This window comes from Streptomyces sp. NPDC088147, assembly GCF_044741565.1.
Classification (GTDB): Bacteria; Actinomycetota; Actinomycetes; order Streptomycetales; family Streptomycetaceae; genus Streptomyces.
In genome coordinates this window covers 473,914-500,558 of the sequence record NZ_JBIUSY010000003.1, presented here as the reverse complement: position 1 = coordinate 500,558, position 26,645 = coordinate 473,914, and the positions used below count along the sequence as shown (strand labels likewise).

The following is a 26,645-nucleotide window of genomic DNA, read 5'->3' as shown; positions in this document are numbered from 1 at the left end:
CGCGCGCGCGTGCGCTTCCGCGGACAGAAACGACGGCGAGGACTGATGGCACCCGAACCCGAAGCAGGCGGCGGAGTGTCGGATGCGGCGGACTCCTGGGGCGACAACGGATTGGTCGGCGGGATGGTCGGCGACGGCCGTTACCGCATGACCCACCGTCTGGGCCGCGGCGGCATGGCGGAGGTGTTCGCGGCCGAGGATGTACGGCTGGGACGCATCGTCGCCGTCAAGCTGCTCCGGGCGGATCTCGCCGAGGACCCGGTCTCCAAGGCCCGCTTCACCCGCGAGGCACAGTCGGTCGCCGGGCTGAACCACCACGCGGTGGTGGCGGTGTACGACTCGGGCGAGGACACCGTCAACGGCCAGACCGTGCCGTACATCGTAATGGAGCTGGTCGAGGGCCGCACCATCCGCGATCTGCTGGTCAGCGCGGAGGCCCCGCCGCCCGAGCAGGCGCTGATCATCGTCTCCGGGGTGCTCGAGGCGCTCGCGTACTCGCACCAGCACGGCATCGTGCACCGGGACATCAAGCCCGCGAACGTGATCATCACGGACGCCGGCGCGGTGAAGGTGATGGACTTCGGCATCGCGCGCGCCCTGCACGGCGCGCAGTCGACGATGACCCAGACCGGCATGGTCATGGGCACTCCGCAGTACCTCTCCCCCGAGCAGGCGCTGGGCAAGGCCGTCGACCACCGCAGCGACCTGTACGCCACGGGCTGTCTGCTCTACGAACTGCTCGCCCTGCGGCCCCCGTTCACCGGTGAGACCCCGCTCTCGGTCGTCTACCAGCATGTCCAGGACATCCCGGTCCCGCCGTCCGAGGTCTCGGACGTGGCGCCGCCGGAGCTGGACGGCCTGGTCATGCGCTCGCTCGCGAAGGAGCCGGACGACCGGTTCCAGAGCGCCGAGGAGATGCGCGGGCTGATCCAGTACGGCATGCAGATGCTCCAGCAGCACGGCAGCCACACGGGCACCTGGAACACCGGGGCGGTCGAGCCGCACATGGGCGGCAACACCCCGGCGATGGGCATGGCCGCGACGACCGCGATGGGGCACCCGCCGCACGGCGACACCTCACAGGGCCCGATCCTGCCGCCGAGGAACCCGGACGACGGCGGCTACGACGGCGGGCACCAGGGCGGCGGTGGCCGCGGCAAGATGTGGATCTTCGTCGCGCTCGCGGTGATCGCGATCGTGGCGGGGGTGGCCTACGCGGTCCAGGGCATCGGCAACACGAGCGGCGGCGACGACACGACGGAGAACAAGCCGTCGAGCAGCACGAGCGAGTCGACGCCGAGCGACTCGCCCTCGCCCTCGGACTCCGCGGACGAGGACACCACGGAGCCGGACACCTCCACGGGGGGCAACCACCAGCCGAGCTACACGCCCAGGGAGACGCCGTCGGAGACGCCGAGCGAGTCCGACGAGTCGAGTGAGAGTCCGCCGCCTCCTCCGGAGACGGGTTCGACGGGCTCCGGCACCGGCGGGTCGAGCACGGGCACGTCGGACGGAGGCACCTCCGACGGCGGTACGTCCGACGGAGGCACGTCGGACGGCGGTACGTCGGACGGGGGCACCTCGGACGGCGGTACGTCCGACGGGGGTGTCAGCGTGGGCACGACGACGGGCAACAACGGCGGCCTCCCCGGCGGGAACGGCGCGAACGGCGACCCCGGCGCCGGAGGCACCACTCCCTGACCGGAGGCACCACTCGCTGACCGGAGGGCCGCGCGCGGACAGGACGGGCCGCGTGCGGGCGGGGACGGGCCGCGTGCGGGCGGGGACGGGCCGCGTGCGGACGGGCCGCGCGCCGCTCCTCGCGTCCGGCGCGCCGCTCCCTGAGCCGGGATCAGCCGGCGAAGGCCTCGCGCACCGCCTCGTACTCCCGCGTCCACCACACCGCGAGGGCCGACACCGCTGCGAACAGCGGGTCGGCCCTTCGGTCGTCCAGCTGATAGCGCCAGCGCAGTATCCAGAAGTCGTTGAGCCGCTCCCACCACACCCGGTGGACGGCCGCGGCCAGTTCGGAGGCGCGGGCGCCGGCCGCCCGGCGGTAGGCGCGCGCGTACGCCCGTACCTTCGTCAGCTCCAGCTCACCCGTCGGCCGGACGAAGAAGATCGCCGCGGCCCGTACCGCCTCCTCGGCGCGCGGCTGTACGCCGAGCCGGTCCCAGTCGATGATCGCGACCGGATCGTCGCCCCGGTAGAGCAGGTTCAGCGGGTGGAAGTCGCCGTGCACCCAGCCCGTGGCCGGTTCCGCGCCGGGGGCCGGTCTGCGGTGGGCGTGGCGCTCCAGCAGGTCCCGGCGTTCCATGAGGCGGTGTTCTGCCAGTGCGTCGAAGACGTCCCTGCGGGTACGGCCGCGGGCCAGGGAGAGCAGCTCGTCGATGAGGTCGAAGGTGTCGGCCGGGTCGGGGCTGTCATACGCGAGCGCCGGCGGCTCCGGCTCCATCACCCGCTCCAGGCGGGTGTGCACGAGTCCCAGGAGCCCGCCGAGGTGGCCCGATCCGCGGGCGGACAGCTGCGAGCCGTCGCGATGGCGTCCGTCGATCCACGGGTGCAGGGCGTAGCAGTGGCCGCCGATGACCGCGACGGTGTCGCCGTCGGCGTTCTCGACGGGCGGCGCGACGGGCACGCCGAGCGTCTGGAGCCGTTGGGTGGCGCGGTGCTGGCGGGCGATGGTGTCGCGGTCGCCGTCCAGGTGGTGCTTGAGGAAGTAGGCGCCCCGGGTGGTGCGGAGGCGGTAGCCGCGGTTGAGAAGCCCTTGGGCGACAGGTTCGCAGGAGAGCGGCTCGCCCGCGTTCCGGTAGCGGCGCAGGAGCGTACGGACGGGCGGAGCGGGGGCGTGGAGCGGGAGGGTGGAGTGCAGTGGGGCCGAGGGGTGAGGCGGGGCCGACGGGTGGAGCGGGGCCGAGGGGTGCGGTGGTGCGGGTGGGTGCGGTGGTGCGGAGGGATGCACGGGGGGAAGCACGGTACGAGGTGCACGAGCGGCGGCAAGCACGGGAAGAGGGATCACGGCGGTCGCAGCAGGTGCGGCGAATTCATATGAGCGCGGCACTTGTCAGATGTTAGTTCACGCAACGTGTTGGCTTCGTCGCTCCATGGAATAGTCGAGCGTGTGTACGGTGACGAACTGGGGCGTAAGTCGCATATACACCGGATCGAATGGTTCACCGTCCACGCGACGGGGGCCCGTGCCGAACATTTCCACCTCGGGGGCCGTCGGCTCGATGATCTCGGCGGTCCCGGTGAACTCCACCGACCACCGGTCCGCCTCGTCACTGCTGAAGTTGTCCGCGCCGTACGCCACCACGCCGCCGCCGCACGCCCGGTGGTAGCCGAGGCCCGCGTGCATGCGCAGCAGCACGGATCCGCAGGCCACGACATGGCGGGCGGGCGCCACGAACGGCATCGCGCGCATACTCGTCGCCACCCGCCCGTACGGCACCCGGCTGAGCAGATCGATGGCTCGGAGTTCCTCGGTGGACATAGCGTCCACTGTCCGTTACCGAAGACCTCCCCGACAGAGGAGGCGGCCCTGTATGCGCGGGACGTAGGTCCCGATTAGGACGGGGCCCGACGCGGTACGCACGGCCGCGTCCGCCCGGTCCGGGGCCTCCGCCTGATCCGATGGCCTCCCGGCGGTTCGGATCCATGGCCTCCCGGCGGTTCGGAACGTCCCGGTCAGGGCTTCTCCGCCTGGAGCCGGGCCACATACGCGGCGGCCTGCGACCGGCGCTCCATCCCCAGCTTGGAGAGCAGGCTGGAGACATAGTTCTTGATCGTCTTCTCGGCGAGATGCAGTTCCTCGCCGATCGCGCGGTTGGTCATGCCCTCGCCGATCAGATTCAGGATCCTGCGCTCCTGGTCGGTGAGGCCGGCCAGCTTGTCGTCCTTCGGGCTGTTGCCCGTACGCAGCCGCTCCAGCACCCGCGCCGTCGCCTCCGGGTCGAGCAGCGACCGCCCCGCCGCCACGTCCCGTACCGCCGTCAGCAGCTCATTGCCGCGGATGGCCTTGAGCACATACCCCGAGGCCCCGGCCATGATCGCGTCGAAGAGTGCCTCGTCGTCGGCGAACGAGGTGAGCATCAGGCACTTGATGGACTCGTCCCGCGAACGGATCTCCCGGCAGACCTCCACGCCGCTGCCGTCCGGCAGCCGTACATCCAGCACCGCCACATCGGGCCGGGTCGCCGGAATCCTGGCCGTCGCGTCGGCCGCCGTACCCGCTTCTCCCACGACCTCGATGTCATTCTCGACGGACAAAAGCTCAAAGACGCCCCTGCGGACGACTTCATGGTCATCAACAAGAAATACAGTAATTTTTCCGTCCTTGTACACAGAATCCAGTCTCACACATTCACCCCTTCCCTGCCGTGGATCAGCGGGATAACGTGCCGTTGTTCCGGCGGCCCGCAGGGCTGTGACCAGTGGTTGTTCGAGACTTTGTCAATTTACTTGGAAATCCGAGCAAAATTGCAGGTCAGATGGGGTTTCGCAGGAGTGCCATCCACTGGGTAACGTGCCTATGACAGTGCGCTCGCCGGGGCACCTGTCACGTCTGTTCCAGTCGGGTCGCACCCACCCCCGTGCGCGCGACGGAAACAGGCGAGCCGCACTGGTTCCCGGCGGATCCCGGGGGCCGGACAGACGGAGGAGCACGCACGTGACCGTGGAGAGCACTGCCGCTCGCAAACCGCGACGCAGCAGCGGCACCAAGCGCGCAAGCGCCAAGAGTACGTCGCAGCCGAAGAGTTCGAGTTCCGAGCCACAGCTCGTACAACTGCTCAGCCCCGAGGGCGAGCGCGTCGAGCACCCGGACTACCGGATCGACCTGACCTCGGAGGAGCTGCGCGGGCTGTACCGGGACATGGTCCTGACCCGCCGCTTCGACGGCGAGGCCACGGCGCTCCAGCGCCAGGGCGAGCTGGGGCTGTGGGCCTCACTGCTGGGCCAGGAGGCCGCGCAGATCGGCTCGGGCCGCGCGCTGCGCGACGAGGACTATGTCTTCCCGACCTACCGCGAGCACGGCGTGGCCTGGTGCCGCGGCGTCGACCCGACGAACCTGCTGGGCATGTTCCGCGGTGTGAACCACGGAGGCTGGGACCCCAGCAGCAACAATTTCCACCTCTACACCATCGTCATCGGCTCCCAGACGCTGCACGCCACCGGCTACGCCATGGGCGTCGCCAAGGACGGCGCGGACATGGCCGTGATGGCCTACTTCGGGGACGGCGCCTCCAGCCAGGGCGATGTCGCCGAGTCGTTCACCTTCGCCGCGGTCTACAACGCGCCGGTGGTCTTCTTCTGCCAGAACAACCAGTGGGCGATCTCCGAGCCGACCGAGAAGCAGACCCGGGTGCCGCTCTACCAGCGCGCACAGGGCTACGGCTTCCCGGGCGTCCGGGTCGACGGCAATGACGTACTGGCCTGTCTCGCCGTGACCCGTTCCGCGCTGGAGCGGGCCCGCCGGGGCGAGGGCCCCATGCTGGTCGAGGCCTTCACGTACCGGATGGGCGCGCACACCACCTCCGACGACCCGACCAAGTACCGCGCGGACGAGGAGCGGGAGGCCTGGGAGGCCAAGGACCCGATCCTGCGGCTGCGCCGCTACCTGGAGCGGGAGGGCCATGCCGACGAGGCGTTCTTCACGGCTCTGGACGAGGAGAGCGAGACGCTCGGAAAGCGGGTACGAGAGGTAGTACGGGCCATGCCCGACCCGGACCCCATGGCGATCTTCGACCATGTCTACGCCGACGGGCACGCGCTCGTCGACGAGGAGCGCGCACAGTTCGCCGCGTACCAGGCATCGTTCGAGGACACCCAGAGCGGTTCCGCCGGGGAGGGCAAGTAGCCATGGCCGTACAGAAGCTCCCGATCGCCAAGGCGATCAACGAGTCGCTCCGCAAGGCGCTGGAGACCGACCCCAAGGTCCTGATCATGGGCGAGGACGTCGGCAAGCTCGGCGGCGTCTTCCGGGTCACGGACGGCTTGCAGAAGGACTTCGGCGAGGACCGCGTCATCGACACCCCGCTCGCCGAGTCGGGCATCATCGGCACGGCCATCGGTCTCGCGCTGCGCGGCTACCGGCCGGTGGCGGAGATCCAGTTCGACGGTTTCGTCTTCCCCGCCTACGACCAGATCGTCACGCAGCTCGCGAAGATGCACGCCCGCTCGCTGGGCAAGATCAAGCTGCCCGTCGTGATCCGCATCCCGTACGGCGGCGGCATCGGCGCGGTCGAGCACCACAGTGAGTCCCCCGAGGCGCTCTTCGCGCATGTCGCGGGGCTGAAGATCGTCTCGCCGTCCACCGCGTCGGACGCGTACTGGATGATGCAGCAGGCCATCCAGACCGACGACCCGGTGATCTTCTTCGAGCCGAAGCGGCGCTACTGGGACAAGAGCGAGGTCAACACCGAGGCCATCCCCGGCCCGCTGCACGGTGCGCGGGTCGCCAGGGAGGGCACGGACCTGACGCTCGCTGCGTACGGCCCGATGGTGAAGGTCTGTCTGGAGGCCGCCGCGGCGGCCGAGGAGGAGGGCAAGTCGCTGGAGGTCGTCGATCTCCGGTCGATGTCCCCGATCGACTTCGACACCATCCAGACGTCGGTGGAGAAGACGCGCCGGCTGGTCGTGGTGCACGAGGCGCCGGTCTTCTACGGCTCCGGCGCGGAGATCGCCGCGCGCCTCACGGAGCGGTGCTTCTACCACCTGGAGGCCCCGGTGCTGCGGGTCGGCGGCTACCACGCGCCGTATCCGCCGGCCAGGCTGGAGGACGAGTACCTCCCGGGCCTGGACAGGGTGCTCGACGCCGTCGACCGCTCGCTCGCGTACTGAGGAGTGCCGTGACCATGACTGCTGACACTTCCACCGCTTCCGGCACCTCGGCTCGCTACCGCGAGTTCAAGATGCCCGATGTGGGCGAGGGGCTCACCGAGGCCGAGATCCTCAAGTGGTACGTACAGCCGGGCGACTCCGTCACCGACGGCCAAGTGGTCTGCGAGGTCGAGACCGCGAAGGCGGCCGTCGAGCTGCCCATCCCGTACGAGGGCGTGGTGCACGAGCTGCGCTTCGAGGAGGGCACGACGGTCGACGTCGGCGCGTCCATCATCACGGTGGACGTGGCACCGGGCAGCGGGGAGCCGGCGCCCGCCGCCCCCGCCCCCGTCGCCGCGGAGGCACCGGCCGAGCCCGCCGAGCCCGTGGGGCGTACGCCGGTGCTCGTCGGATACGGGGTCGCCGAGGCGTCCACGAAGCGGCGCGCGCGCAAGGGCGCTCCGGGTGCCTCGGTGCCGGAGCAGGCGACGGCCGCGGAGACCGCGACCGCCGCCATCCAGGCGGAGATGAACGGGCACGCGGGCGTGCCCCCGCTGTCCCGTCCGCTGGCCAAGCCCCCCGTGCGCAAGCTCGCCAAGGACCTCGGCGTGGACCTGGCGACGATCACGCCGACGGGTCCGGGCGGGATCATCACGCGCGAGGACGTCCACGCGGCGACCACTCCCGCCGCGGCCACCGGACCGGCGGCCGTGGCTCCTGCCCCGGCTCCCGGCCGGGCGCCGGCCGCCGAGCCGGCGACGACGGCGGCCGAGGCGGCCGGCGTGACGACCGGCCGGGAGACCCGTATCCCGATCAAGGGCGTACGGAAGGCCACGGCGGCGGCCATGGTCGGCAGCGCGTTCACCGCGCCGCATGTCACGGAGTTCATCACCGTCGACGTGACGCGCACGATGAAGCTGGTCGAGGAGCTGAAGGCCGACAAGGACATGGCGGGCCTGCGGGTCAACCCGCTGCTCCTCGTCGCCAAGGCGCTGCTGGTCGCGATCAAGCGCAACCCCGAGGTCAACGCGGCCTGGGACGAGACGAATCAGGAGATCGTCCTCAAGCACTACGTGAACCTCGGCATCGCGGCGGCGACCCCGCGCGGTCTGATCGTCCCGAACATCAAGGACGCGCACGACAAGACGCTGCCCCAACTGGCCGGGGCGCTCGGGGAGCTGGTGTCCACGGCCCGCGAGGGCAGGACGACCCCGGCGGCCATGCAGGGCGGCACGGTGACCATCACCAACGTCGGCGTCTTCGGCGTCGACACCGGTACGCCGATCCTCAACCCGGGCGAGTCCGCGATCCTCGCGGTCGGCGCGATCAAGCCCCAGCCGTGGGTCCACAAGGGCAAGGTGAAGCCCCGTCAGGTCACCACGCTGGCGCTGTCGTTCGACCACCGGCTGGTCGACGGCGCACTGGGCTCCCAGGTCCTGGCGGACATCGCCGCGGTCCTGGAGCAGCCGAAGCGCCTGATCACCTGGGCGTAGCACCCCGGGGCGACGCCCCGACGACGGAGCCCCACGGCGCGCACACGGCCGTGGGGCTCCTTCGGTCCTCGCGGTCTCCCGCGGGACCGGGACGGAATCAGCGTTTCGACGAGACCGTCACCAGCCAGTCGGAGTTCCGGAAATGAGTGGACACCCCAGTCCCCACCTGGGACTTGTTGGGAGGTCCGGAGCTGGGGAACAGCGAAGGAGCGACAGGACGCCCCAATCGCTCCTCCCACACGGTCGCCCACTTCTCAAGCTCCGGGAATGCCTCCCGAACCGCTGTCCGGTTGATGAAACTGTACTTCTGATGAATGAAACCCTTTCGGATGTCTTCATCGCTGAGCTTTCCCGCGTTCTTCAGCTCATCCCATTTCTGGCGGGCCTTGGCCACCATCACATCGGACGAGATGTGAAAGTCGCCGTCGCTGGGTCCGACCGGCTTTCCGTTCTCATCGAGCGCCCCCAGTTTGTACAACGATTCGAAGGGACGGCGTGCCGGGCGCTCGCTCGGAGGTGTGGAACCCATCCACTGCCGGAACCTCTCCAGCGCCAGAGGCTGCCCCGCCAGGTCCCGCTCGGTCGGGAAGTTCTTGTGGCGGCCCGAGAAGAAGAACGCCCACGATCCCTGGAGCCGCACGTCGTAGTCCTGGGGACGCTCACACGCGGAGCACAGGACCCGGAACAGGGACGAGGACATGTCCTTGAACTGCTTCGGAGTCGTACCCAACGGTGCCTGGTAATGGCGCCACCAGTCGACCTGCTGCCGCGTCAGCCCGAGGAAGGCCAGGTCCCGGGCCTGGATGCGGTATCCCGTGTCATCGCGTGGCCACGCCCGGATCCCCAGGCGCTGGCTTCCCGGGACCCTGCCGTCGGCGTCGATGAGCCCCTTGGCCTGGGCTTCCTGGCGCCGCTTGGCGAAGCCGGGGTCCTCGTCGGCCGACGGACTCGTCCGGACGGTCTGCGCGGAGACGCTCGTGCCGGCCGGCCAAGGGGTTACCGCGGCGGTCGGAGCGACCGAAGGACCCGACAGAACCAGGGCCGCGGCGGCGAGAACTCCCAGCCGTAGACGCTGTCTTGACACTCTTTACCTCCAGCAGGAACGTTCCCCATGGCCCGCGCCTCTCGCGGTCCGTGACTCAGAATTACGTATGTCTCCGCACGTCACGGGAACAGCCACGCCGACAAAGGAGGAGTAAACGCCGAACCCCGCCACGGCTCCACCGCTCAACGGCCCTCATTCGTTTCCCAGTTCGACGCGGGAGATCGGGGCATGGCAGTTGTCGGTCAAATGCGCGCCGGCGCGCTGAATGGCAAAGGAAATTGGCCGTCCGGGAACGAACGCAGATTCAGTGGCGCTGACCAGTCTCAGCGGAACGCGGCGACATTGCGGGCGGCCCAGTCGGCGAAGGGGCGCGGTGCGCGGCCGAGGACCCGCTGGACGTCCGGGCTGACGCGCAGCTCGGCCGGGTTCGGGGAACCGAGGATGTCCAGAGTGTCGTCGGCAAGCTCCGCCGGCATGCTCTGGCTCATGGCGGCCTTGGCCTCGTCGCGGGTCAGCTCGTGAAACCTCACCGGCGAGCCCAGCGCGGTGGCGATGGCCTCCGCCTGCCGGCGCGGAGTGATCACCTCCGGGCCGGTCAGCTCGTAGACGCCGCCGGTGTGCCGGTCATCCAGCAGGCAGGCCGCCGCGACCGCGGCGATGTCCGCCGGGTCGATGATCGGCACCCCGACGTCGCCGAACGGCGCGGCGACGACCTGCCGCGTGCGGACGGAATCGGCCCACCACAGGGCGTTGGAGGCGAAGCCGCCCGGCCGCAGGATGGCCCACTCCAGGCCGGATTCCCGCAGTGTGTCCTCCAGCGCGCGCATCGCGATCCGCGTGTGGCCGGAGGGCCTGGTCACCACGCCCAGCGTGGAGAGCAGGACGACCCGGCGGACCCCGCCGGCCGCGGCTTCGCCGATGATGTCGGCAGGGTTGGCTCCCGTGGCGTGCAGGTCGCCGGAGAGCAGCAGGAACAGCGCCTTCGCCCCGGCCAGCGCGGGCTTGAGGCCGGCCGGCTCGGCCAGGTCGGCCACCACGTGGCGGACGCCGTCCGGCACCGCCGCCGCGTGCCGTGACACCGCCGTCACCTGTCGGCCCGCCTCGGCCAGTGCCCGCGTCAACGGCCGGCCGATGTTCCCGGTAGCCCCGGTCACCACGATCATGATCAGCTCCTTGTCGGAATGTCCTCTGTGGCCGTCACGCTAGGAGCCTGGGCTAACTTTTGGTAAGGACATACCCCGAGGTAAGCTCATGACATGACGGAAGGTGTGCAGCGCAGACAGGTCGTGGCAGGGAAGCCGTATGACGTGTTTCACACCGACTGCCCCGCGCGCGATCTGGTCGACCACGTGACCAGCAGGTGGGGCATCTGGGTGCTGATCTCCTTGCGGAGCAACGACCTCCGGTTCTACGAGCTGCGCGAGAGCATCCAGGGCATCAGCGAGAAGATGCTCGCCCAGACCCTGCGCGCGCTGGTTCAGGACGGCCTGGTCTGGCGGGAGGTCGAGCCGACGACGCCGCCCCAGGTCACCTACGGGCTGACCGAGTTCGGCCGGGACATCGGCGAGCCGCTGACGGAGCTGTTCGACCGGATCACACGGCGGCTGTCGCCGCACGGCGCGGGATAGCGCGGAAGCCGCTGGTGGCGACCTCGCGCACCGAGATCGCCACCCGCGTCGCGTGGCTGGAACCGTCGCCGTCCGTGACTCCGAGCATCAGGCCGCGGCCCGGTCGTCCGCGTCACCCCCGCCGCGTGGGACGTCTTCCGGGCCGGCCCGCGCACGCCGTAGGACTCCCCGGAGTCCCCCCGGGACCAGTCGCGTGGATCAGTCGCGCTGCGCCCCCGCCGGGAGCTGTCGCAGCTTCATCGTCTTCGCCGTCGACGTCCCGAAGCCGTAGTCCAGCAGCGCCGCCGCGTCCGCGTACTGGTCGGTGCTGTTCAGGACGACGCCGACCACCGTCTGGTCACCGCGCGTCGCCGCGAAGACCAGGCACAGGCCCGCCGGCGTGCTCGTGCCGGTCTTGATGCCGATGACGCCCGCGTAGGAGCCGAGCAGCTGGTTGGTGTTGTACCAGGTGTAGGTGCGCGTGCCGCCGTTCGCCGCCGGGGCCGTGCTCTTGTACGAGGTGGCCTGGACGATCGTGCGGAAGGTCGCGTTGTCCATCGCGTGCCGGGCGAGCTTCGCGAGGTCGCGCGGGGTGGTGGTGTCGGTCCCGATGCCGTCGAAGGAGGCGAACACGGTGTCGGCGAGGCCGAGTTCCGCCGCCTTCGCGTTCATCCGCGCGATGAACGACGCCGTCCGCGCCTCTCTGGTGGCGCCGGTGCCGTACGTGTCGGCCAGGGCGTACGCGGCGTCGGAGCCGGAGGGCAGCATCGTGGCGTACAGCAACTGCCGGACGGTGAGCCGGTCGCCGGTGCGGAGGTCGGCGGTGCTCGTACCGTTCGCCGCCACGTAGTCGCGGTAGGCCTGCTCGACCGTGACCTCGCGGTCGAGGTCGAGGTTCCTGGCGCCGAGTACGACGGCGGCGGTCATGATCTTCGTGGTGCTCGCCATCCGGCGGCCGGTGTCCGCGTCCTTCGCGAAGACCGTGGCGCCGGTCGCGTCGTCCACCAGGAGGGCGCCCTTGGCGGCGACGGCCGGAGCGGCGGCGCTCGGCGGGGGCACGGCCGACGCGGTGGCGGCCGACGCGGTGGCGGCCGACGCGGTGGAGGACGGAGCCGTGGCCGCCTGGGCCGGGGCAGCCAGGGTCGTGACCGTCAGCAGGGCGCCTGTGGTGAGGGCGATCAGGGCGGTGGCCTGCGCGGCGCACCGGGCCCGGGGGCTGGTTGTCAAAGGAACGCTCCGGATCGGTGGGGCAATCGGTGAGGCCGCTGTGCGCCTTCTGTGCACGGCGGCCATCTACGGAACGTCCTGGGCGGGCTGTTGGGTTGTACGGGGCGTACGAATACGGCCGACGCATACGGCGTACCACCACGGCGTACCACCACTGGCGTACCACCCCGGCGTACGAAACGAGGGCCGCGCCGGAGTCTCGTTCCCCGGCACGGCCCTCGCTCTCACCTGCCCCGGATCAGTCGCGCTGCGCGTCCGACGGGAGCGACCGCAGCTTCATCGTCTTCGCGGTCGACGAGCCGAAGCCGTAGTCGAGCAGCTTCGCCGCGTCCTTGTAGCGGTCGGAGCCGTTCAGGACGACGCCCACGAGGGTCTTGCTGCCACGGGTGGCGGCGAAGACCAGGCAGGGGCCCGCGGCCGTGCCGGTGCCGGTCTTGATGCCGACGGCGCCGTTGTAGGAGCCGAGCAGCTGGTTCGTCTGGTACCAGGTGTAGGTGCGCTTGCCGCCGGTGCTGGTCGGGGCCGTGCTCTTGTACGAGGTGGCCTTCACCGTCGAGCGGAAGTTGGTGTACTTCATGGCGTACTGGGCGATCTTGGCGAGGTCGCGCGGGGTGGTGTAGTTCTGCCCGCCCTGCGAGATGCCGTCGAAGGAGTCGAACTTGGTGTTCTTGAGCTTGAGTTCGGTGGCCTTGGCGTTCATCTTGGCGATGAACGACTTGGTGCGGGCCGCGTTGGTGGAGCCGGTGCCGAAGGTGTCGGCGAGGGCGTAGGCCGCGTCGCAGCCGGAGGGCAGCATCGTGGCGTACAGCAGCTGGCGCACGGTGAGCTTGTCGCCGGTCCGCAGGTCCGCGGTGCTCGCGCCTTCCTTGGCGACGTAGTCGCGGTAGGCCTGCTTGACGGTCACCTTGCGGTCGAGGTCGACGCCCTTGGTGCTGAGCACCACGGCGGCCGTCATGATCTTCGTCGTGCTCGCCATCTGGCGCCTGGTGTCGGCGGTCTTGCTGTAGACCGTCGCGCCGGTCGCTTGGTTGAGCAGGAACCCGCCCTTGGCGCTGACGGTCGGCGCGGCGGCCGCCTGAGCGGGTGAGGCCAGGGCCGAGACGGCCATGAGGGCACCGGCGGTGAGGGAGACCACGGCGGCTCTGCGCGCGCCCGGGAGGGTGGGTATCAAGGGAAACGCTCCGAATCCGCGAATGCGAGGGAAAACCGAGAGGGACCGTGTGGGTAGAAGGTCCCCAGTGTTGGACGCGTGAGCGGATCCGAGGGATGCACGGGACGGGGGAGCGATTCCGTGGCTCACGTCACAGCGGTGGCCGGGCCGGGGTCCGGAAGCCTCGCGTCGTACGGGGGTGTCCGCATCCCGGACTGTGGATGCTGTTGCACCTCTGTTGTATCTAAGCTGTGTGCATGCCACCCGCCCCTGCCGCTGCCCCTGCCGCTGTCGTGAAGCAACCGCCCGCCGCGGACCGTGTGTACAGCCATATCAAAGAAGCCGTTCTCGACCGCCGTTACGAAGGCGGCACCCTGCTGACCGAAGGTGAGCTGGCCGAAGCCGTCGGGGTGTCTCGTACGCCCGTGCGGGAGGCGCTGCTCAAGCTGGAGGTCGAGGGGCTGATCAAGCTCTATCCGAAGAAGGGCGCCCTCGTGCTCGCCGTCTCCGCGCAGGAGATCGCGGATGTCGTCGAAACCCGGCTGCTGGTCGAGGAGTTCGCCGTGCGGAAGGCCGTACCGGCGTCCGCGCGGCTGATCGCGCGGCTGGAGGAGGTGCTGGAGGAGCAGCGGCGGCTGGCCGAGGACGGGGATCTCGCCGCCGTCGCCGTCGCCGACCGGTGCTTCCACGCCGAGATCGTGCGCCACGCGGGCAACGAGATCCTCTCCAAGCTCTACGACCAGCTCAGGGACCGTCAGCTGCGGATGGGCGTCGCCGTGCTGGAGGCGCACCCCGACCGCATCGCCAAGAACATCACCGAGCACACCGAGATGCTCGACGCCATCAGAACCGGCGACGCGGACGGCGCGGCGCAGTGTCTGCGCCGGCATGTCAGCCGGGTCAAGGTGCTGGTCAGGGGTGAGGCCCGGTGAGCGCCGCCTCGGTCACCCTCCCCGGCGATCCACCCGGCGGGCGCCGTGCCACCTGGATATGGGGCATCGGCGTCGCCGTCTACTTCGTCGCCGTCATCTTCCGTACCAGCCTGGGCGTGGCCGGCCTCGACGCCGCCGACCGGTTCGGGGTCAACGCCTCGGCCCTGTCGACGTTCTCCATACTCCAGCTGCTCGTCTACGCGGGCATGCAGATACCCGTCGGCCTGATGGTCGACCGGCTCGGCACCAAGAAGGTGCTGACCATCGGCGTCGTGCTGTTCACCCTCGGGCAGCTCGGCTTCGCGCTCTCCCCCTCGTACGGCACCGCCCTCGTCTCCCGCGCGCTCCTCGGCTGCGGTGACGCGATGACGTTCATCAGCGTCCTGCGGCTCGGCACCCGCTGGTTCCCGGCCCGGCGCGGGCCGATGATCGCCCAGGTCGCCGCGCTCTTCGGGATGGCGGGCAATCTCGTCTCCACCCTCTTCATCTCCCGCACCCTGAACGGTCTCGGCTGGACCACGACCTTCGCGGGCAGCGCGCTCGCCGGGGTCCTCGTCCTCGTCCTGCTGCTGCTCTTCCTGAAGGACCACCCGGAGGGCCATGAGCCGCCGCCCGCCGAGCACGCGGGTGCCGTGTACGTACGGAAGCAGATCGCCGCGTCCTGGCGCGAACCCGGTACCCGGCTGGGGATGTGGGTGCACTTCACCACCCAGTTCCCGGCGATGTTCTTCCTGCTGCTGTGGGGGATGCCGTTCCTCGTCGAGGCGCAGGGGCTGTCCCGGGCCGTCGCGGGTGAACTGCTCACCCTGATCGTGCTGTCCAACATGGTCGTCGGGCTGGTCTACGGGCAGGTCATCGCCCGCCACCACGCGGCCAGGGCGCCGCTGGCCCTGGGGACCGTCGGAGCGTCGGCGCTGGCCTGGGCGGTGACGATCGCGTACCCCGGCGACCACGCCCCGATGTGGCTGCTGATCACGCTCTGCGCGGTCCTGGGCGCGTGCGGGCCCGCGTCGATGATCGGCTTCGACTTCGCCCGGCCCGCGAACCCGCCGGAGCGTCAGGGCACGGCCTCCGGAATCGTCAACATGGGCGGTTTCACCGCCTCGATGACGACGCTGTTCGCGGTCGGCGTCCTGCTGGACGCGACCGGCGACAACTACCGGATCGCGTTCTCGACCGTGTTCGTGCTCCAGGCGATCGGGGTCGTGCAGATCCTGCGGCTGCGGAACCGCACCGCGCGCCGGGAGCGCGAGCGGCTGGTGGCGAGCCGGGTGGAGGCCGTGCACGTACCGGCCTGACGCCCCTGCGCGGGGCCGCAGACGCGGACGCCGGGCGCGGGCGCCGGGCGCGAACCTGGGGCGCGGGCGCGGGGCGCGGGCGCGAACCCGGGCCGCGGGGGCGGGCGCGAACGCGGGCCGGGCCCGGCCGGTGGGATGCGGTGCTCGTGGTCTCGCCGCCGCGCCCGGCCCTACGGCGTGACCGCGAACTCCCGCAGAATCGCCTCGGCCAGGTCGAGATCACCGTCGATCTTGACGCGGTCCGCCACCGCCGCGGGCCGCACCCGGCCGCACGCCAGCCGGAAGTACGTCTCCCAGTCCGTCGCGAGCGTCACCACGGGCCCGAGCGAGGGGGACCCGTCCACCGAACCGCGTCCGTCGGCGTTCACCCGGACCGTACGCAGGAACTCCACCGGGCCGCTGACATCGATGACGACCGCCGAGTTCGGCGGCGCGCCCGCCTTCTTGGCGACCACCTTCGGCAGCGCGGCCAGCAGCGCGTCACGGGTGACGATCGCGCCCGGCGAGTCCAGGTTGCCGGGCTTGTTCAGCGCGGTACGCAGATCCTGTTCGTGCACCCAGATGTCGAACGCCCGCGCGCGCATGGCGGCTTCGAGGGTCCACTCGGCGCCCAGCGGGGCGCGCACCATGGTGTCGGGGGAGCGGTTCTCGTTCCGCAGCTGCCGGTTGCGGCGGATGATCGTGTACTCCAGCTCGGAGGTCATCTCCGGCGCGGTGTGGTGGCGCCGTACGTCGACCTGCATCTCCATGTAACGGGTGTGGTCGTCCCGTACGTGGTACAGGTCGCGCGGCAGCGAGTGGATGGGCCGCGGGTCCCCGAGCATCTCGCATTCCAGGCCGATGACATGCGAGACGATGTCTCGTACGGACCAACCGGGGCACGGTGTGCGGCGGTTCCATTCGCCCTCGACGAGCGGCTGCACCAGCTCGGCTATGGCTTCGATGGAGTGGGTCCAGGCATCGGCGTAGTTTTGAAGGCTGGGATGGACGGTCACGGGACCCCTCGGCGGTTCTGCGGTACGCGGGCTGGCTTGCTGGCGGGCGGGCTGCGGTCTGCGTGGGAGGTTTGGCAGCTAAGTTACGCTGCCCGGTGGCACCCCGGCAGTGCTTTCGTGTGACGATCGTAGGCCCGTGTTGACGGCTCGAATGCCAGGACGGTGGTACTGTGCGCGCCTCGCTGATCCAGATCGCAGTAGAACCGGATGAATCGGTCGACGCGCGCAGACGGCGCGCGGCGGCGCTGGTGCGGGAGCAGCGCGGCGCCGATCTGGTGGTGCTTCCCGAGCTCTGGCCGGTCGGGGCCTTCGCGTACGAGTCCTTCGCCGACGAGGCGGAATCGCCCGACGGGCCCACGTTCCGGGAGATGTCGAAGGCGGCGAGCGACGCGGGCGTCTGGCTGCACGCCGGATCCATCGTGGAACGAGCGGAGGACGGCCGGGCTCCGGACGGAACCCTCTACAACACCTCGCTCGTCCTCTCCCCCGCCGGTGAACTGGTCCGTACGTACCGCAAGATCCACCGCTTCGGCTTCGACAAGGGCGAGGCGACGCTGATGGGCGCGGGCGGCGAACTGGTCACCGTCCGGCTGCCCGAGACCACTCTCGGCCTCGCCACCTGCTACGACCTGCGCTTCCCCGAACTGTTCCGTGGCCTGGTCGACGCGGGCGCCGAGACGCTCGTCGTCCCGGCCGGCTGGCCCGCCCGCAGGCGCGCGCACTGGACGCTGCTCGCCCGCGCACGCGCCGTGGAGAACCAGGCGTACGTCCTGGCCTGCGCCACCGCCGGCACGCACGCCGGGGTGGAGCAGTCCGGGCACAGCATCGTGGTGGACCCCTGGGGCGAGGTGCTCGCGGAGGCGGGCACGGACGAGGAGGTCCTCACCGTGGACCTCGACCCGGCGACGGTCGCGACGACCCGCGAGCGCTTCCCCGCGCTGAAGGACCGCAGGCTGGGGCTGGAGACGCCGAGCGTGACCCGGTAGCCGGTAGAGGTAGCGGCTTGTGGCCGAGTGAGCTTTGCGCTCGCCGACCCGCCGACCCGCCGGCCCGCCGGCCCGCCGCTCCCCCCCCCGGTCTCCTCAGATGTCCTCGTGCTCCTTCTCCGCCATCCTGATCACACACACCGCGACGGCGATCAGCAGCGCGTGGTCCGCGTCGTCCCGTACGACATTCACGCCGTACGTCTCCCGCATCCGCAGCCGGCGCCGCGAGACATGGGCCAGCAGTTCGCCGTCGTACTCGATCGCGAACTCCAGGTCCAGGATCCGCCCGCTCACATCCAGCTCGGTGCCCTCGGCCAGGGCGACCCGGTAGTGATTGCGCAGCAGCGAGAGCCGCTTCCTGCGGATCGTCGCCAGCGGCCGGTCGTCCCGCTCGATGACCATGGCGTCCCGCAGGCTGAGCAGCTTCTGGCGCAGCGTGATCAGCACCTCGCCGCTGGGCGCCTTCAGCTCCAGGGTGTCGCGCAGGCGCAGCGCCTTGCCGTCGACGCGGAAAGCCCGCCGGCCGTGCTCGTCCTCGATCCAGTAGTCGTCGCCGATCGCGAAGATCTTGTCGCGCACGAGATATCTCATGGAGGACGGGTACCCGGGGGAGCTGATACGGCGGTCGGCGGCGGCGCAGGTGCACGCATACGAGCGCGGGCGCACGCGTACGGCCGTGTGCGAGGTGCGGCGCGCGCGGTTGTGGGGTGCCGCTCCGCGATCCCACCGATGAGCACGGTCGCATCGGCATTCTGGATTCCGAAAATAGACAACAGAGCACCGAACTCCTTGTCACACTGAGTGTGTGCACCAAGACACGGTCTGTGATCTGTACCTCCGGCTTTCCCTTGACCGGGACGGCAAGACCGCAATCGAACGGCAGGAAGCCGACTGCCGTGCCTGGGCCGAACGCAACGGACTGACCGTCCGCAAAGTCCACATGGACCGCGGACGCTCCGGCTACAAGAACGTTGAGCGCAAGGGCTTCGACGCCGCGTTGGCGGCTGTCACGGTCGGCGTCGTCGGCACGCTGATCGTCTGGAAACTGGACCGTCTGTCCCGTAAGGGGATCGGCCAGGTGGGCAAGGTGCTCGACGACATCGAGAAGGCCGGCGGCCGTCTTGTCTCAGTCCTGGACGGTCTTGACACCTCGAACGACTCGGCGCGAATGGTCGTCGCCAAGCTTGCTGAGCTGGCGCGGTCCGAGTCGAAGAATCTCGGGACGCGTGTCGGGCACGCGAAGCGCTACCTCCGCAGCAAGGGCCAATGGATCGGTGGCCGGCCTCCGTACGGGCTGCTCATCGACCCGAAGACCAGGAAGCTCGTCCACGACCCGGAACACGCTGTCTACGCCCGCCTGATCGCGGATGAAGCGCTCGCCGGTACGTCGTTGGTCAAGATCGCCCGACTCCTCAACGAGTACGGAATCCTCTCGCCCAGGGGTGCCCAGTGGAACGCGGCCAGCATCATGCAGCTCCTGCGCTCCCCGGCGTTCGCCGGCCTGATGCCGGAGACACAGACCGTTGAGACGGACGACGGCGAGCGCAAGTACACGGGCAGGGTCTTTCCGTATCGCGATCCCGGAACGCTCGACACGGTCGAGATCGGTGAGGGGATCATCACGGTCGGAGAGCGTGAACAGATCATCCGCACGCTGGAATCCAGAACGTTCGTACACGCGGGAAAGCGGCGACCGAAGCCCGGGGGAACAGCACTGCTCACCGGCCTCGTCTACTGCGCGGTCCCTGGCTGCTGTCGCCGGATGCACCGTGTGGGCGGCAGCTATCAGTGCATGGCTCGCCGTGCGGGCAACCAGTGCATCGGAGCGTCGGCGCTGGCTGAGGCCGTGGACGACTATGTGACCGAACAGTTCCTCACGAAACTCCCGGCGCTCGAACCGGACGATCCGCTGCTCGTCGCGATCACGGATCGCTGGGTGCACCGTGTGGAGCCGGAGACCTTCGCGAAACGTCATGCGCTTACTGCCGAGATCCAGGACGAGGTAGCCCGCCTGGCTGACCTGGAGGATGCACGGTACGTGCGTGGTGAGTTCAGCGGCGCCGCAGCTGTGGAGCGCTACAACCGGCTTGCAGACCGCCTGAGGGGACGTATCGACGGTCTCCGTGGCGACCTTCACAGGCTCCCCATGCCGTCCGTGGACATGTCTCCGATGCTCGACGGCGTCACCCTGCGAGAGGCGTGGGCGGATGCGACGGACGAAGGCAGACGCGACCGGCTGTCGCTCGCCATCGACCGCGTCGAGGTGAGCAAGGGGGTGCGCGGGCAGAGGATCATCCCCGAGCAACGCGTCGAGATCCATTGGGCGAAGCCGACGGGCACCGTCAGCGCCACCTGAGCAGCAGATCACGCTCTCTTGTCGCGGACAGCGGAAAGTGAGGACGTCAGCGGCCGAGCTGGTGTTCCACGCGATGGCGGATGTAGTCGTCCGGATGGGACCGGGCTATGGCCACCGCCGCGTCCACCAGGTCGTGCGGCTCCGGCGGATAGGCCGACTTCCGGAGCGAAAGCCCCGGCAGGATGCGGCGCCGGACGTCCAGCTGCTTGTTGCCCTCCGCCAGGCATGCCTTGAATGCCTCCTATGGGCGTCGGATCACACACATACGGGGGAGCGACGGATGACCGCTGGCGGGAACGAGACGACTGCCGGTGGGACGGCGCCGAAGACACAGGTGTTCATGGCCTTGCCCGGGCGGACGGAGGACCGGACCAGGATGGCAAGCTTGAAGCATGAACGATGCCCCGGTGCCCACCCCCGCGCCCGCGCCCCGACGTGCCCGTGTCCGTGCCCCCGAGCTGATCGGCAAGGGCGGCTGGCTGAACACCGGAGGCAAGGAGCTCACCCTCGCCGAGCTGCGAGGTAAGTGCGTTATTGTTGATTTTTGGACATTCTGCTGCATCAACTGTCTGCATGTCCTCGATGAGCTGCGGGAGCTGGAGGAGAAGCACCGGGACACGGTCGTGATCATCGGTGTCCACTCCCCGAAGTTCGTGCACGAGGCCGAGCACCAGTCCGTCGTCGACGCCGTCGAGCGGTACGAGGTGCACCACCCGGTGCTGGACGACCCCGAGCTGGCGACCTGGAAGCAGTACGCCGTACGCGCCTGGCCGACGCTCGTCGTCATCGACCCCGAGGGCTATGTCGTGGCCCAGCACGCGGGCGAGGGGCATGCGCACGCCATCGAGAAGCTGGTGGAGGAGCTGGAGACCGAGCACGCCGCCAAGGGAACGCTGCGGCGCGGGGACGGTCCGTACGTACCGCCGGAGCCGGTCGCGACCGATCTGCGCTTCCCCGGGAAGGCGCTGGCGCTGCCCGGCGGGCACCTGCTCGTCTCGGACTCCACCCGGCATCAGCTGGTCGAGCTGGACGCGGACGGCGAGACGGTCGTCCGCCGGATCGGCACCGGCGTGCGCGGCTTCGGCCCGGACTCCTTCAGCGAACCGCAGGGGCTCGCGCTGCTGCCGGACGGCACGGTGATCGTCGCGGACACCGTGAACCACGCGCTGCGGACGTACGACCCGGTGAGCGGCGCGATCGAGACCGTCGCGGGGACCGGCAGGCAGTGGTGGCAGGGCTCGCCGACCGAGGGGCCCGCCCTGGAGGTGGATCTCTCCTCGCCGTGGGACGTCGCCTGGTGGGCGGACCGGGTCTGGATCGCGATGGCCGGGGTCCACCAGCTGTGGACGTACGACCCGGCCACCGGAACGGTCGGGGTCGCGGCCGGCACGACCAATGAGGGGCTGGTGGACGGGCCCGCCGCCGAGGCGTGGTTCGCCCAGCCGTCCGGGCTGGCGGCGGCCGGGGACCGACTGTGGATCGCCGACTCGGAGACCAGCGCCCTGCGCTACGTGGAGCGCGCGGGCGAGGGAGAAGGTGAGGGCGACGGCGACGGATTCGTGATCCGTACGGCCGTCGGCGCCGGGCTCTTCGACTTCGGTCACCGCGACGGCGCCGCCGGACAGGCCCTGCTCCAGCACCCGCTGGGCGTCACCGCGCTGCCGGACGGCTCGGTCGCTGTCTCGGACACGTACAACCACGCGCTGCGCCGCTACGACCCGGCGGCCGGTGAAGTGACCACGCTGGCAACGGATCTGCGCGAGCCGAGCGACGCCGTGCTCGTCGGCGAGGACATCGTCGTCGTCGAATCCGCGCGGCACCGGCTGACCCGGCTGCGGCTGCCCGACGAGGCGGTCGACGTCGAGGCCGTCGCCCACCGCACCCAGCGGGCGGCCACCGAGGTCGCCCCCGGCGCGCTGACGCTGGACGTCGTCTTCACCGCGCCGACGGGCCAGAAGCTCGACACGCGCTACGGCCCCTCGACCCGGTTGCTGGTCTCCGCCACCCCGCCCGAACTGCTGGCGGAGGGCGGCGGCGCCGGGACGGACCTCCACCGCGAACTGGTGCTGGCCGACGGTGTCACCGAGGGCGTGCTGCACGTGTCCGCGATGGCCGCCTCCTGCGACGACGACCCGGCGAACGAGTACCCGGCCTGCCATGTCCATCAGCAGGACTGGGGCGTGCCCGTCCGGGTCGACGACACGGGGACGTCCCGGCTCACCCTCGTCCTGGCCGGCCTCGGCGCGTAAGCCGACAGCGCGTGGTCCTGCGGGTCGTCAGAAGCCCCGGCCCCGGTCGTCCCGTTCCACCACGGTCGGGGCGACCGGCGGGACGATGGCCCGCCGACGGCGGGCGATGCTGGTGAAGGTGGCGATCCCGATGATGCCGACCACCATCATGATCAGACCGACCAGGTCGAGATTGACGCTCTCCATCTCCCAGTCGGTCGCGAACGTGAGGATCGCTCCCACCGCGATAAGTGCGATACATCCGCCTATGCCCATGAATCCCGCCTCCTCGTATGAGTGGTGGCTGTCAGGGCCACGGGAATTCGCGTACCCCGGTCCGTAACAGCCATGCGGGCGGTGGGAGTTCGGCCCGGCGCGCGCTCAGCCCTCCAGGAACGCCACCAGCGCGTTCGCCAGCAGATACGGGTCGTCCGCGCCGCACAGCTCGCGCGCGCTGTGCATCGACAGGATCGCCACGCCGATGTCGACGGTCTGGATGCCGTGTCTCGCGGCGGTGATCGGGCCGATCGTCGTGCCGCACGGCATCGAGTTGTTGGAGACGAACGACTGCCAGGGCACGCCCGCCCTCTCGCAGGCGGCGGCGAACACGGCCCGGCCGCTGCCGTCCGTCGCGTACCGCATATTGACGTTGACCTTGAGGATGGGGCCGCCGTTGGCGCGCGGGTGGTGCGTCGGGTCGTGGCGGTCGCTGTAGTTCGGGTGCACGGCGTGGCCGGTGTCGGACGACAGGCAGACCGTGCCGGCGAAGGCCCGCGCCTTGTCCTCGTACGTACCGCCGCGGGCGAGCACCGAGCGTTCGAGGACCGTGCCGAGCAGCGGCCCGTCCGCGCCGGTGTCGGACTGCGAGCCGTTCTCCTCGTGGTCGAAGGCGGCGAGCACCGGGATGTACGGGAGCGGCTCGGCGGCGGCGGACGTGGCGACCGCGGCCAGCGCCGCCGTACCCGCGTGCACCGACAGCAGGTTGTCCATCCGGGGCCCGGCCAGCAGCTCGCGGTCGCGGCCGAGGTAGGAGGGCGGCTCGATCGCGTGCGGCATCAGGTCCCAGCCGGTGATGTCCGCGGCGTCGACCCCCGCCTCCTGTGCGACGAAGCGGATCAGATCGCCTTCCTGGGGGTCCCCGAGGCCCCAGATCGGCTGCATGTGCCGCTGCCGGTCCAGCTTCAGGCCGTCGGTGTTGACGGAGCGGTCCAGGTGCACGGCCAGCTGCGGGACGCGGAGCAGGGCGCGGTCGATATTGATCAGCCGGTGCGTGCCGTCGCGCAGGGAGATACGGCCCGCGAGGCCCAGATCGCGGTCGAGCCAGGTGTTGAGCAGCGTTCCGCCGTAGATCTCGACGGCGATCTGGCGCCAGCCGAACGAGCCGGTGTCCGGCAGGGGCTTCACCCGCAGATTGGGCGAGTCCGTATGGGCGCCGACGATACGGAAGGGGGTGTGCGGCTCCGCGCCCTCCGGTACGAACCAGGCGATGATCGCACCGCCGCGCAGCACGAACCGCCCGCCCGCCGATCCGTCCCAGGCGTCCGTCTCCCGCAGCTGCCGGAAGCCCGCCTTCTCCAGCCGCTCCGCGGCGTTGGCCACCGCGTGATACGGCGTAGGACTGGCCGTCAAGAAGGAGATGAGGTCGTCGGTGTGGCCGCGGTCGAAGCGGGCGGAAGTGCTCATGGGGTTCACCATAACGACGGGCCCCGACACCGGGCCCGCCACCGGTTGGAACGGCACAGAACTGGGCGGGACAAGCTCCGCACATGGGGAGAACAGGCACGAGAAGCGGGCGGGCGGCGGGGGAGAACGGGCGGGGAGGGGGGCGGGCGGAGGGCAGGACGCCCCGTGAGAAACAGACGGCAGGACACCTCCCGGGGAGAGGTGTCCTGCCGTGACGGCGCGGAGGCGCCGGGTCAGAAGGCCGCTTCGTCCAGCTCCATCAGCGAGCTGTCGACGGACTCGGCGAGCGCGCGCTGCGTCGAGACGTCCGGCAGGACATTCGCGGCGAAGAACTTCGCCGCCGCGATCTTGCCCTGGTAGAACGCGACGTCCTTCGCGGCGGCCGTCTCCAGCTTCTCGGCGGCCACGGCCGCGCCGCGCAGCAGCAGATAGCCGACGACCACATCGCCCGAGGCCATCAGCAGCCGTGTCGTGTTCAGCCCGACCTTGTAGATGTTCTTGACGTCCTCGCCGGTGGAGGTCAGGTCGGTCAGCATCCGGCCGACGATCGCCTCCAGGTCGGCGGCGGCCTTGGCGAGCGCCTCACGGGCCGGGGCCAGCTCCGAACCGCCGGTGCCGACCGCCAGGAACGTCTTGATCTCCTCGGCCAGCGTGTTCAGCGACTGGCCCTGGTCGCGGACGATCTTCCGGAAGAAGAAGTCCTGGCCCTGGATCGCGGTCGTGCCCTCGTAGAGGGTGTCGATCTTGGCGTCCCGGATGTACTGCTCGATCGGGTACTCCTGCAGATAGCCGGAGCCGCCGAAGGTCTGGAGGGACTGCGCGAGCTGCTCGTACGACCGCTCCGAGCCGTAGCCCTTCACTATCGGCAGCAGCAGATCGTTCAGCCCGTGCAGCGCCTTGGCGTTCTCGCCCTCGGCCTCCTTGACGGCGATCTCGTCCTGGACGGAGGCGGTGTACATGACGAGGGCGCGCATGCCCTCGGCGTACGCCTTCTGCGTCATCAGCGAGCGGCGCACATCGGGGTGGTGCGTGATGGTGACCTTGGGCGCGGCCTTGTCCATGAACTGCGCCAGGTCGGGGCCCTGGACACGCTCCTTGGCGTACTCCAGCGCGTTCAGATAGCCCGTGGAGAGCGTGGCGATGGCCTTCGTGCCGACCATCATCCGGGCGAACTCGATGATGCGGAACATCTGGCGGATGCCCTCGTGCTTGTCACCGATCAGCCAGCCCTTGGCGGGGTGGCGGTCGCCGAAGGTCATCTCGCAGGTGTTGGAGGCCTTGAGGCCCATCTTGTGCTCGACGTTCGTCGCGTAGACGCCGTTGCGCTCGCCCAGCTCGCCGGTCTCCCAGTCGAACTCGTACTTCGGTACGAGGAAGAGCGACAGGCCCTTGGTGCCGGGGCCGGCGCCCTCGGGGCGGGCGAGGACGTAGTGAAGGATGTTCTCCGACATGTCGTGCTCACCGGAGGTGATGAAGCGCTTGACGCCCTCGATGTGCCAGCTGCCGTCCTCCTGCTCGACGGCCTTGGTGCGGCCCGCGCCGACGTCCGAACCGGCGTCCGGCTCGGTGAGGACCATCGTGGAGCCCCACTGCTTCTCGACGGCGAGCGCGGCGACCTTCTTCTGTGCCTCGTTGCCCTCCTCGAAGAGGACGCCGGCGAAGGCGGGGCCCGACGCGTACATCCACACGGCGGGGTTGGCGCCGAGGAGCAGCTCCGCGTACGCCCAGATCAGGGAGCGCGGCGAGGTCGTGCCGCCGATCTCCTCGGGCAGGCCCAGACGCCAGTACTCGGAGTCCATGTACGCCTGATAGCTCTTCTTGAAGGCGGCCGGGACCGGCGCGGTGTTGGTCTCCGGGTCGAAGACCGGCGGGTTGCGGTCGGCGTCCGCGAACGACTCCGCGAGATCGTTCTCCGCGAGGCGCGTGACCTCTTCGAGGATGCTCTTGGCGGTCTCCACGTCCATCTCCGCGAACGGTCCGGAGCCGTACAGCTTGTCGCGTCCGAGGACCTCGAAGAGGTTGAACTCGATGTCGCGCAGATTCGACTTGTAGTGCCCCATGGCGACGACTCCGTAAGGATCGGGGAGGCGGGTTCCTCATACACGTACCAGTAAGTAGCTACGATGATGCTACCCATGGGTAATAAGGCGCAACCCCGTCCGGCGGACTGTGACGAGGTCGACGAGGCTCCCCCGGGCACCATTCCTCAGTACTCTTGCGCTCATGTACGGCTACGACCAGAACCCGGGCGCTCAGCAGCAGTACACGCACCCGCCTCAGCAGCCGCAGCAGCAGCCGATGGGCGGCCCCGGCGCGGGTGGATACGGCGAACAGCCGCTGTATCCGGAGCCCTCGCCGCCGTCGCTCGGGGACGCCGTGCGGGCGTTCACGACGGGGTCGTTGTCGGCCGAGGACTTCCAGCAGATCTTCGCGACGTCGAAGGTCTACTGCCCGCGGGGTGACAATCCCGGGTTCCTGGCGCTGCACAACACGCAGCAGCCGGTGATCCCCATGTTCAGCACGCTCAAGGAGCTGCGGCGGTACGCGGGCAAGGAGTCGAAGTACTTCGTGATCACCGGCGCCGAGGTGATCGATCTGCTGCCCACGGGATACGGCTTCGTACTGGACATGGAGGGCGACCACCGGATGGTGTTCGACGCGAAGGCGGTCGAACAGATGGTGGACTTCGCGATGCGCCGTATGTACGGCTAGGTCCTCTCCCTTCCTTCCCGGCTTCTCCTCCGCCGCGGCCCCTCCGGCCGCGGCGTACTCATGTCACCCCCTCATGTCACCCCCCTCGGGAATGCGGTGTGCCTTGCCAGATGT

23 protein-coding genes are annotated in these 26,645 nt (G+C 69.9%); 11 read left to right on the top strand and 12 right to left on the bottom strand.

What is annotated here, in order from left to right; all coding sequences use genetic code 11:
- Positions 1-45 precede the first annotated feature (45 nt).
- Complete coding sequence (locus tag ACIOGX_RS13040; RefSeq protein ID WP_356518068.1) at positions 46-1,701, top strand: protein kinase domain-containing protein; 1,656 nt, start codon at positions 46-48, stop codon at positions 1,699-1,701.
- Between the two features lie 151 nt (positions 1,702-1,852).
- On the opposite strand, the gene ACIOGX_RS13035 is transcribed toward ACIOGX_RS13040, so the two are convergent.
- The 3 genes from ACIOGX_RS13035 to ACIOGX_RS13025 all read right to left on the bottom strand — a co-directional run bounded on the left by ACIOGX_RS13035 (position 1,853) and on the right by ACIOGX_RS13025 (position 4,344).
- Positions 1,853-2,872 (bottom strand): phosphotransferase, encoded by a 1,020-nt coding sequence (locus tag ACIOGX_RS13035; protein WP_387017346.1) that lies wholly within the window; start codon positions 2,870-2,872, stop codon positions 1,853-1,855.
- 204 nt (positions 2,873-3,076) lie between these two features.
- Complete coding sequence (locus tag ACIOGX_RS13030) at positions 3,077-3,493, bottom strand: pyridoxamine 5'-phosphate oxidase family protein (RefSeq protein ID WP_129772914.1); 417 nt, start codon at positions 3,491-3,493, stop codon at positions 3,077-3,079.
- Between the two features lie 194 nt (positions 3,494-3,687).
- Positions 3,688-4,344, bottom strand: a complete 657-nt coding sequence (locus tag ACIOGX_RS13025; protein WP_356518167.1) for a response regulator transcription factor — start codon at positions 4,342-4,344, stop codon at positions 3,688-3,690.
- 325 nt (positions 4,345-4,669) lie between these two features.
- Here ACIOGX_RS13025 and pdhA point away from each other — a divergent pair, with 325 nt between their 5' ends.
- From pdhA to ACIOGX_RS13010, 3 genes are read left to right on the top strand one after another with little or no spacing between them, the layout of a single operon-like run.
- Complete coding sequence (gene pdhA, locus ACIOGX_RS13020) at positions 4,670-5,857, top strand: pyruvate dehydrogenase (acetyl-transferring) E1 component subunit alpha (protein WP_356518066.1); 1,188 nt, start codon at positions 4,670-4,672, stop codon at positions 5,855-5,857.
- A 2-nt stretch (positions 5,858-5,859) separates the two neighbouring features.
- Positions 5,860-6,840 carry an alpha-ketoacid dehydrogenase subunit beta gene (locus tag ACIOGX_RS13015; RefSeq protein ID WP_129772911.1) on the top strand — a complete coding sequence of 327 codons (981 nt, stop codon included), beginning with the start codon at positions 5,860-5,862 and terminating at the stop codon, positions 6,838-6,840.
- Between the two features lie 14 nt (positions 6,841-6,854).
- The gene (locus ACIOGX_RS13010; protein WP_401912692.1) at positions 6,855-8,312 is read left to right on the top strand and encodes a dihydrolipoamide acetyltransferase family protein; all 1,458 of its coding nucleotides are present in this window, start codon (positions 6,855-6,857) and stop codon (positions 8,310-8,312) included.
- Between the two features lie 97 nt (positions 8,313-8,409).
- Here the strand turns inward: ACIOGX_RS13010 and ACIOGX_RS13005 are convergent, their stop codons facing one another.
- Together ACIOGX_RS13005 and ACIOGX_RS13000 are read right to left on the bottom strand one after the other, a co-directional pair.
- Entirely contained in the window at positions 8,410-9,396 is a 987-nt protein-coding gene (locus ACIOGX_RS13005) for a hypothetical protein (RefSeq protein ID WP_401912689.1), read from the bottom strand.
- Positions 9,397-9,680: 284 nt separating this feature from the next.
- Positions 9,681-10,520, bottom strand: a complete 840-nt coding sequence (locus tag ACIOGX_RS13000) for an SDR family oxidoreductase (protein WP_401912686.1) — start codon at positions 10,518-10,520, stop codon at positions 9,681-9,683.
- 93 nt (positions 10,521-10,613) lie between these two features.
- On the opposite strand from ACIOGX_RS13000, the gene ACIOGX_RS12995 reads away from it, so the two are divergent.
- Entirely contained in the window at positions 10,614-10,985 is a 372-nt protein-coding gene (locus tag ACIOGX_RS12995; RefSeq protein WP_384772725.1) for a winged helix-turn-helix transcriptional regulator, read from the top strand.
- Positions 10,986-11,183: 198 nt separating this feature from the next.
- Here ACIOGX_RS12995 and ACIOGX_RS12990 read toward each other — a convergent pair whose 3' ends face one another.
- Both ACIOGX_RS12990 and ACIOGX_RS12985 read right to left on the bottom strand, forming a co-directional pair.
- A complete protein-coding gene (locus tag ACIOGX_RS12990) occupies positions 11,184-12,191 on the bottom strand; it encodes a D-alanyl-D-alanine carboxypeptidase family protein (protein ID WP_401912684.1) in 1,008 nt (335 codons plus the stop codon).
- 238 nt (positions 12,192-12,429) lie between these two features.
- On the bottom strand, positions 12,430-13,299 hold the full coding sequence (locus tag ACIOGX_RS12985; protein WP_401913391.1) for a D-alanyl-D-alanine carboxypeptidase family protein: 870 nt from the start codon (positions 13,297-13,299) through the stop codon (positions 12,430-12,432).
- Positions 13,300-13,598: 299 nt separating this feature from the next.
- Between ACIOGX_RS12985 and ACIOGX_RS12980 the strand changes: the two genes are divergently transcribed.
- Both ACIOGX_RS12980 and ACIOGX_RS12975 read left to right on the top strand, forming a co-directional pair.
- Positions 13,599-14,273 (top strand): GntR family transcriptional regulator, encoded by a 675-nt coding sequence (locus ACIOGX_RS12980; protein WP_356518054.1) that lies wholly within the window; start codon positions 13,599-13,601, stop codon positions 14,271-14,273.
- Complete coding sequence (locus ACIOGX_RS12975; RefSeq protein ID WP_356518052.1) at positions 14,270-15,571, top strand: MFS transporter; 1,302 nt, start codon at positions 14,270-14,272, stop codon at positions 15,569-15,571. The genes ACIOGX_RS12980 and ACIOGX_RS12975 overlap by 4 nt, the downstream gene beginning before the upstream one ends.
- 170 nt (positions 15,572-15,741) lie before the next feature.
- Here the strand turns inward: ACIOGX_RS12975 and ACIOGX_RS12970 are convergent, their stop codons facing one another.
- A complete protein-coding gene (locus ACIOGX_RS12970) occupies positions 15,742-16,566 on the bottom strand; it encodes a maleylpyruvate isomerase family mycothiol-dependent enzyme (RefSeq protein ID WP_129772902.1) in 825 nt (274 codons plus the stop codon).
- Between the two features lie 170 nt (positions 16,567-16,736).
- Here ACIOGX_RS12970 and ACIOGX_RS12965 point away from each other — a divergent pair, with 170 nt between their 5' ends.
- Entirely contained in the window at positions 16,737-17,552 is an 816-nt protein-coding gene (locus tag ACIOGX_RS12965) for a carbon-nitrogen family hydrolase (protein WP_356518050.1), read from the top strand.
- Between the two features lie 96 nt (positions 17,553-17,648).
- On the opposite strand, the gene ACIOGX_RS12960 is transcribed toward ACIOGX_RS12965, so the two are convergent.
- Positions 17,649-18,143: an LURP-one-related family protein gene (locus tag ACIOGX_RS12960; protein WP_356518048.1), complete on the bottom strand. Its 495-nt coding sequence runs from the start codon at positions 18,141-18,143 to the stop codon at positions 17,649-17,651.
- Positions 18,144-18,357: 214 nt separating this feature from the next.
- Between ACIOGX_RS12960 and ACIOGX_RS12955 the strand changes: the two genes are divergently transcribed.
- Together ACIOGX_RS12955 and ACIOGX_RS12950 are read left to right on the top strand one after the other, a co-directional pair.
- Entirely contained in the window at positions 18,358-19,908 is a 1,551-nt protein-coding gene (locus tag ACIOGX_RS12955; RefSeq protein WP_401912680.1) for a recombinase family protein, read from the top strand.
- 392 nt (positions 19,909-20,300) lie between these two features.
- Complete coding sequence (locus ACIOGX_RS12950; RefSeq protein WP_401912678.1) at positions 20,301-22,157, top strand: NHL domain-containing thioredoxin family protein; 1,857 nt, start codon at positions 20,301-20,303, stop codon at positions 22,155-22,157.
- Between the two features lie 27 nt (positions 22,158-22,184).
- Here ACIOGX_RS12950 and ACIOGX_RS12945 read toward each other — a convergent pair whose 3' ends face one another.
- The 3 genes from ACIOGX_RS12945 to ACIOGX_RS12935 form a co-directional block, all read right to left on the bottom strand.
- The gene (locus ACIOGX_RS12945) at positions 22,185-22,412 is read right to left on the bottom strand and encodes a DUF6458 family protein (RefSeq protein WP_129772898.1); all 228 of its coding nucleotides are present in this window, start codon (positions 22,410-22,412) and stop codon (positions 22,185-22,187) included.
- A gap of 105 nt (positions 22,413-22,517) precedes the next feature.
- On the bottom strand, positions 22,518-23,819 hold the full coding sequence (locus ACIOGX_RS12940) for a M18 family aminopeptidase (RefSeq protein WP_356518044.1): 1,302 nt from the start codon (positions 23,817-23,819) through the stop codon (positions 22,518-22,520).
- Between the two features lie 233 nt (positions 23,820-24,052).
- A complete protein-coding gene (locus ACIOGX_RS12935; protein WP_401764277.1) occupies positions 24,053-25,879 on the bottom strand; it encodes an acyl-CoA dehydrogenase in 1,827 nt (608 codons plus the stop codon).
- A 163-nt stretch (positions 25,880-26,042) separates the two neighbouring features.
- On the opposite strand from ACIOGX_RS12935, the gene ACIOGX_RS12930 reads away from it, so the two are divergent.
- Positions 26,043-26,531 (top strand): SseB family protein, encoded by a 489-nt coding sequence (locus ACIOGX_RS12930; protein WP_129772895.1) that lies wholly within the window; start codon positions 26,043-26,045, stop codon positions 26,529-26,531.
- Positions 26,532-26,645: the final 114 nt, after the last annotated feature.

Bases quoted from the DNA above. Each gene is read 5' to 3' on its own strand.
- ACIOGX_RS13040 (WP_356518068.1), top strand. From the start codon at position 46: ATGGCACCCGAACCCGAAGCAGGCGGCGGAGTGTCGGATGCGGCGGAC.
- ACIOGX_RS13030 (WP_129772914.1), bottom strand. From the start codon at position 3,493: ATGTCCACCGAGGAACTCCGAGCCATCGATCTGCTCAGCCGGGTGCCG.
- ACIOGX_RS13015 (WP_129772911.1), top strand. From the start codon at position 5,860: ATGGCCGTACAGAAGCTCCCGATCGCCAAGGCGATCAACGAGTCGCTC.
- ACIOGX_RS13010 (WP_401912692.1), top strand. From the start codon at position 6,855: ATGACTGCTGACACTTCCACCGCTTCCGGCACCTCGGCTCGCTACCGC.
- ACIOGX_RS13000 (WP_401912686.1), bottom strand. From the start codon at position 10,520: ATGATCGTGGTGACCGGGGCTACCGGGAACATCGGCCGGCCGTTGACG.
- ACIOGX_RS12995 (WP_384772725.1), top strand. From the start codon at position 10,614: ATGACGGAAGGTGTGCAGCGCAGACAGGTCGTGGCAGGGAAGCCGTAT.
- ACIOGX_RS12985 (WP_401913391.1), bottom strand. From the start codon at position 13,299: ATGGCCGTCTCGGCCCTGGCCTCACCCGCTCAGGCGGCCGCCGCGCCG.
- ACIOGX_RS12980 (WP_356518054.1), top strand. From the start codon at position 13,599: ATGCCACCCGCCCCTGCCGCTGCCCCTGCCGCTGTCGTGAAGCAACCG.
- ACIOGX_RS12960 (WP_356518048.1), bottom strand. From the start codon at position 18,143: ATGAGATATCTCGTGCGCGACAAGATCTTCGCGATCGGCGACGACTAC.
- ACIOGX_RS12950 (WP_401912678.1), top strand. From the start codon at position 20,301: ATGAACGATGCCCCGGTGCCCACCCCCGCGCCCGCGCCCCGACGTGCC.
- ACIOGX_RS12945 (WP_129772898.1), bottom strand. From the start codon at position 22,412: ATGGGCATAGGCGGATGTATCGCACTTATCGCGGTGGGAGCGATCCTC.
- ACIOGX_RS12940 (WP_356518044.1), bottom strand. From the start codon at position 23,819: ATGAGCACTTCCGCCCGCTTCGACCGCGGCCACACCGACGACCTCATC.
- ACIOGX_RS12935 (WP_401764277.1), bottom strand. From the start codon at position 25,879: ATGGGGCACTACAAGTCGAATCTGCGCGACATCGAGTTCAACCTCTTC.
- ACIOGX_RS12930 (WP_129772895.1), top strand. From the start codon at position 26,043: ATGTACGGCTACGACCAGAACCCGGGCGCTCAGCAGCAGTACACGCAC.